Source organism: Starkeya nomas (assembly GCF_902703545.1).
Lineage (GTDB): Bacteria > Pseudomonadota > Alphaproteobacteria > Rhizobiales > Xanthobacteraceae > Ancylobacter > Ancylobacter moscoviensis.
Genome location: NZ_CACSAS010000023.1, coordinates 1 through 4752, shown reverse-complemented (window position 1 = coordinate 4752; position 4752 = coordinate 1). Strand labels below are relative to the sequence as shown.

The window sequence follows — 4752 nt, the reverse complement described above, 5'->3', positions numbered from 1 at the left end:
GCGCCGAACCCCAGTCGGCCGAGGCGGTGACGGCGCAGGCTCTGTCCGCCTCCCTCAGCCGCTGGCAGGCGATCTCGAAATAGGCCGGCTCGACCTCGATGCCGACATACTCCAGCCCCCGTTCAGCACAGGCGAGTCCGACCGTGCCGGAGCCCATGAACGGATCGAGCACCGGCCCATCCATCACGCTGAGAAGGCCGGTCATGAGCCCGACCGGCTTCCCGGCGATGTGGTGCTTGGTCGTCGGCACCGGCTCGCGGAACACACCCGGCGCCACCGGGCCGGCGAGCGGCCGCGCCCCGTTCGTGCCCCACACCACGTACTCGGCCTGCGCCCGGTAGCGCCCGAGCTGCGGCCGGCCGCGCTCCGTCTTGTCCCACGGCACCACGCCACGCCAGATCCACCCGGCGCACTGGATCGCGTCGGTGGTCACCGGCAGCTGCCGCCAGTCGGTGAAGGTGGCGCAGATCGCCCCCGGCCGGACCAAGTCGCGCGCTCGGCCGAGCCAGAGCGTCGACCACGCCAGATAGGAACGCTGGTCGCGGGTGTCGCCCTGGAATTCCGGGTAGAGGCCGCGATGCTCGGACGACTGATACTTCGCCGAGGTCGGCTGCGACCGGGCGGAAAGGCTGGCGCCGCCGCTGGAGTATGGCGGATCGGTCAGCACCCCTCCGAAGGAACCGGGATCGAGAGTGGCGAGCACCTCAAGGGCGTCGCCGAGATAGAGGGTGGCGTTGCCTATCCTCTCACGGTGGATGCGCATGCGTCTCTTTCTGAAAGACGCTCGCGGCGTTCTGGTGAGGGCTCTGCCGGCCTCAGGGAGTTGAGCGTGCCGCAGCGGCGGCACTTGATTTCGATCTTGCCATGGATCGCTCCATGACCGGCGCGGAACAAGAGGGCGCCGCACCCGCAGCGAATGTTCTCCATTGCCTATGGTAGCCGAGTCGTGCGACCTCGCCGGGCTCGCCAGAGCGAAGGGGCGGGGTGGCGGTTATGCTTTGTGGCCGCTCGCGGGTGCGTCGCCAAACCTGCCCGCGCCGGGGAAACCCGGACCCCGTCACCCTGATGGCCGAGGCTGTTCTATTCGCCGTCCATCTTCCGCGTGGCCGCACCGAGGACGGCACCGGAAATGATCGCCCAGCCGGAGACCACCATCCAGATGACCACGTACACCCCCCAGTGGAAGAACGGCAGAAACCACCAGAGGGCGCCCGTCACGATGGCGCCGACGACAAAACCCATGATGTCGTTCTGCTGCGATGGCTTCATGTCCCGTCTCCCTTGACCTAGCGGCGCGAGAGTACCGGGCAACCGCCAGCGCGTCACTATTCATAGAAGCCGCCGCCTCCGCCCGATCCGCCGCCCGACGTGCCGTCGCCACCTCCCTTGCCCTTTCCGCACTCGAACGATGTGGTGTAGCCGCCGCCCTCGATGGAATGGCGCGCCTGCTCGATCGTCCAGCGACCCGCGACGCCGTCCCGGAAGCCCTCCATGGTCACCGGCCTCTCGGCCGCGACATCGGTGCGGCCGGGCATGTCGACCGACAGCGAGCCCTCGGCCCGGCCCAGCTCGCGCCCGCGCGCTTCGGCCGCCCGCAGCGCCTCCTCCTCGCTCTGGTAGGGGTGCGGCAGGCGCATGATCGCCCCCTCCGCATCCGGCTGCTGGAACACCACGGTGCGCCGCTCCGCCCCGTCGCGGTCGTACCAGTCGGCCTCGATGGCGGCATGCTTCGGCCGGTCGCCGGTGGTGGCGCGGGCATTGGTGACATCGCCCGGCCGCAGCACGAGACCGCCGAGCGCGGCGCCGGAGCCCGAGCGCCCGCCGCCGCGCTGCACGCCGATCAGGCTGCCGTTCTTCGGGGCGAGCAGCGCGTCGTGGCGCCGGCCGAGCCGCGTCAGGAAATGCAGGTCGCTCTCCTCGGTCTGGGCGATGTAGCCGATCCGGCGCGAGGCGATCTGCGGATCGACGTTCGGCGGCAACTCGTGCTCGCCGGCGATCTTGGCGATGATCTCGCCGAGCGTCGTGTTCTCCCAGTGCCGGGTCTTCTGCGCCTTGAAGCTGTCCTTCACGTCCGCCGCCTTGGCGTGGACCGTGATGGTGGCGGGGTTCGTCTCTACGCCCGTCTCGTCGACCTTGAAGGTGCCCATCAGATCGAGGCCGGTCTCGCGGTAGCCGATCCAGACCCGAAGGATGGCGCCCTTGCGCGGCAGCTCGACGGCGTTGTCCCGGTCGTCGATCTCCAGTTCCAGCGTGTCGCTTTCGACGCCGTCGACATCGGTGATGTCGATCCGCTTCAGGCGGTCGCCGAGCTTGGCCGAGACGTCGGTGCTGCCGGCCATCACCCTGAATGCTGGCCGCATGTCAGTCCCACAGCTTCACGGTGGGCTTGCGCACCGGCGACGCCGGCGGGTCGGGCAGCGTCACCGTCGTGCCGATCGGCAGCACCACGCCGCGCGCCGCCAGCCCCCGATTCGTGTCGAGCACGGCCTCGACCAGCCCGTCGACCGTGCCGCGCTCACGCCAGACCACGAGGTCGACCGGATCGCCCTGAAGCGACGTCACCTTCATCACCAAAGCCCTCCCGCGAACCCGTCGCCATCCTCGCCGTAGCGCCCCAGCGTGATCGAGACCTCGACCTTGCGGGGCGAGCCGTCCGCCGTGAAGAAACTCTGCCGGTCGCCGAGCTCCTCGATAACCCAGCGTCCGAGCGGCCGGCCGATGGCGCCCACGGCGGCGGCCATCATGTGCACCTCGCCCGCCTCGGCCGAGAGGCCCATCGCCTCGACCTGGCCGAGCCCGCCGGTGAACTGCGGATAGAGCGTGGCCGACAGGGTGATGGTGCTCTTGGTCGCGCCCATGTGCTGCAGCGCCGGGCGCCGGCCGATGCGCTCGACCTCGACCCAGCGGCCGCCGACCTGCCGGTCCAGCTCCTCATAGGCATGCTTCGTCACCTCGAAGCGGAAGGGGCCGAGCCCCATAAGCACGCTCATGGCGCCCCCTGATAGGTCGATCCGGCCTCGCCGCCGTCATGCAGCCCGCCCATGGCGCGGCGGGTGCCGCGCTCGGCCGCGCCGGCGGCGGCGGCGCCGATGGCGGCGGGCGAGGCGTTGGTGGTGGCGTGAACGGTGACGTTGTTCGTGACCGACACGGATTGCTGCGTCTGCCGGCTCTGGTCGACGTTGTTGACGACGTCGCCCATGGTCTTCGGCGCGGCCTGCGGGACGGCGCCCGTCTCGCCGCCGGGCGTCGCCGCCGGCGCCTCGCCGCCGCCCAGCCAGCCCGGCAGCGAGAAGCTGGGCATCATGCCCTTGATGTTCGCCACGGCGCCGGAGATCCAGCTGATGAGGTCGTTGAAGACGGAGCGGAAGCCCTCGCCGAGGCTGGTCGCCCAGCTCCTGCCGACCGCCACCATGTCGGAGGCGAGCGACGACAGATTCGCCGCGATGTCCGCCTTCCAGCGCTGCACCTCGTCGACCATGGACTGCCAGTACTGGCCGGCGCTTGTGTTCTGCAGCGTCTGCTCAAGCTCCGACCACCACTGCCAGTTCTCCCGCATCGCCTGCAGGCGCTGCTCGCGGGTCTTGGTCAGATCGTCGAGGATCATCGAGCCGATCGAGAACAGGCCGCCGAGGGCGAACAGGCGCCGCATGCCGCTGGCGCGCCGGCCGAGCCCGCCGAGATCCGCGCCGGCGCGGCGACTGGCGCTTCCGATGCGGCCGAGGCCGGGCTCGGCCTCAGCCGCAGCCCCGGCGATGGCGCGGCCGAGCCCCCCCTTCCCGAAGACCGTGGCGACGGCTTTGCCGATCCTGACGATCGCCGTACTAATACCAAAAAGACCCGCGACTATCGACACAATCGCCGGAATGAACGGCACGGCGACGAGGCCGATCAGCAGGTTCTCGAAACCGCCGACGGCGCCAGCCGCCCATGTCACGGCGGCGGCGACGGCGCGCACATTGTCGGCGAACTTCGCCCAGTCGAAGCCCTTCACCGCCTCGCTGATCGCCACGATGGCATCGGCGATGCCGGTCGCGATGGTGTCGCGGTTCGCGAGGATCAGCTCCTGCACGGCCTCCAGAATCGGCGTGATGATCGGCAGCACCGTGGCCGCGATGGAGTCGCGCAGCCCGAGCAGCGTGTCGCCGATGTTGTCGATGGCATCGTTGAACCGCTCGGCCTCGCCAAGCGCGTTCTCCCCCAGTACGCCGTTCAGCCGCTGGGCCTCCTCGCGCATCTTCGCGAGGGCCTCGGCGCCGAGAAGCGCGATGCGCACCATCTCCGCGCCGGCGTCGCCGAACGCCGCCTGGGCGAGCACCATGCGCTTGGACGGGTCCTTCACCCGGCTCATGGAGTCGACGACCAGGTCGAACGCCTTGGACGGGTCCTTCTCCGCGCGGAGCTTGCCGCGCAGCTTCGGATCGACCCGGCCGAGCAGCTTGTTGAGACCACCGCGCCGCATCTTCAGTTCGCCGAGGCGCTTCTGAAACGTCTCCAGCCCGTTGTTGAGGGTTTCGAGCGGGATGTCCTGACGCTTCGCCACGAACCCGAGCTCGCGCAGCGTCTGCACGCTGAAGCCGGTCTGCTTCGCGAACTTGCCCTGCGCATCGAGCGTGGTGGCGTAGGAACGGCCGAGCGCGATGACGCCGGCGATCGAGATCCCGGTCGCCGCCACGACGCGCTGGCCGACCCAGTAGGCGGCGCGGCCGAGCGAGACCGTGGTGCGGGCGGCGTCGGCGATGCCAAGCGCCATGC

7 protein-coding genes are annotated in these 4752 nt (G+C 70.0%); all 7 read right to left on the bottom strand.

From position 1 onward, the window contains the following. Window positions 1-763, bottom strand: a 763-nt coding sequence (locus STARVERO_RS22035; RefSeq protein ID WP_159602153.1) for a DNA-methyltransferase, incomplete at its 3' end; no start/stop codon positions are given. Continuing rightward, window positions 739-927, bottom strand: coding sequence for a Com family DNA-binding transcriptional regulator (locus tag STARVERO_RS23880; RefSeq protein WP_159602151.1), 189 nt, complete (start codon window positions 925-927; stop codon window positions 739-741). The genes STARVERO_RS22035 and STARVERO_RS23880, both read right to left, overlap by 25 nt. Before the next feature lie 153 nt (window positions 928-1080). Beyond that, the gene (locus STARVERO_RS22025) at window positions 1081-1269 is read right to left on the bottom strand and encodes a hypothetical protein (protein ID WP_159602149.1); all 189 of its coding nucleotides are present in this window, start codon (window positions 1267-1269) and stop codon (window positions 1081-1083) included. 56 nt (window positions 1270-1325) lie between these two features. Next, window positions 1326-2339 (bottom strand): phage late control D family protein, encoded by a 1014-nt coding sequence (locus tag STARVERO_RS22020; RefSeq protein ID WP_159602147.1) that lies wholly within the window; start codon window positions 2337-2339, stop codon window positions 1326-1328. 22 nt (window positions 2340-2361) lie between these two features. Continuing rightward, window positions 2362-2568 carry a tail protein X gene (locus STARVERO_RS22015; RefSeq protein WP_159602145.1) on the bottom strand — a complete coding sequence of 69 codons (207 nt, stop codon included), beginning with the start codon at window positions 2566-2568 and terminating at the stop codon, window positions 2362-2364. Then, a complete protein-coding gene (locus tag STARVERO_RS22010; protein ID WP_159602143.1) occupies window positions 2568-2990 on the bottom strand; it encodes a phage tail protein in 423 nt (140 codons plus the stop codon). The genes STARVERO_RS22015 and STARVERO_RS22010 overlap by 1 nt, the downstream gene beginning before the upstream one ends. Further along, window positions 2987-4752: hypothetical protein (locus STARVERO_RS22005; protein ID WP_159602141.1), on the bottom strand; the 1766-nt coding region annotated here is incomplete at its 5' end. The genes STARVERO_RS22010 and STARVERO_RS22005, both read right to left, overlap by 4 nt.

Coding starts and splice junctions, on each gene's coding strand:
- STARVERO_RS23880 (WP_159602151.1), bottom strand. CDS start 927: ATGGAGAACATTCGCTGCGGGTGCGGCGCCCTCTTGTTCCGCGCCGGT.
- STARVERO_RS22025 (WP_159602149.1), bottom strand. CDS start 1,269: ATGAAGCCATCGCAGCAGAACGACATCATGGGTTTTGTCGTCGGCGCC.
- STARVERO_RS22020 (WP_159602147.1), bottom strand. CDS start 2,339: ATGGCCGGCAGCACCGACGTCTCGGCCAAGCTCGGCGACCGCCTGAAG.
- STARVERO_RS22015 (WP_159602145.1), bottom strand. CDS start 2,568: ATGAAGGTGACGTCGCTTCAGGGCGATCCGGTCGACCTCGTGGTCTGG.
- STARVERO_RS22010 (WP_159602143.1), bottom strand. CDS start 2,990: ATGAGCGTGCTTATGGGGCTCGGCCCCTTCCGCTTCGAGGTGACGAAG.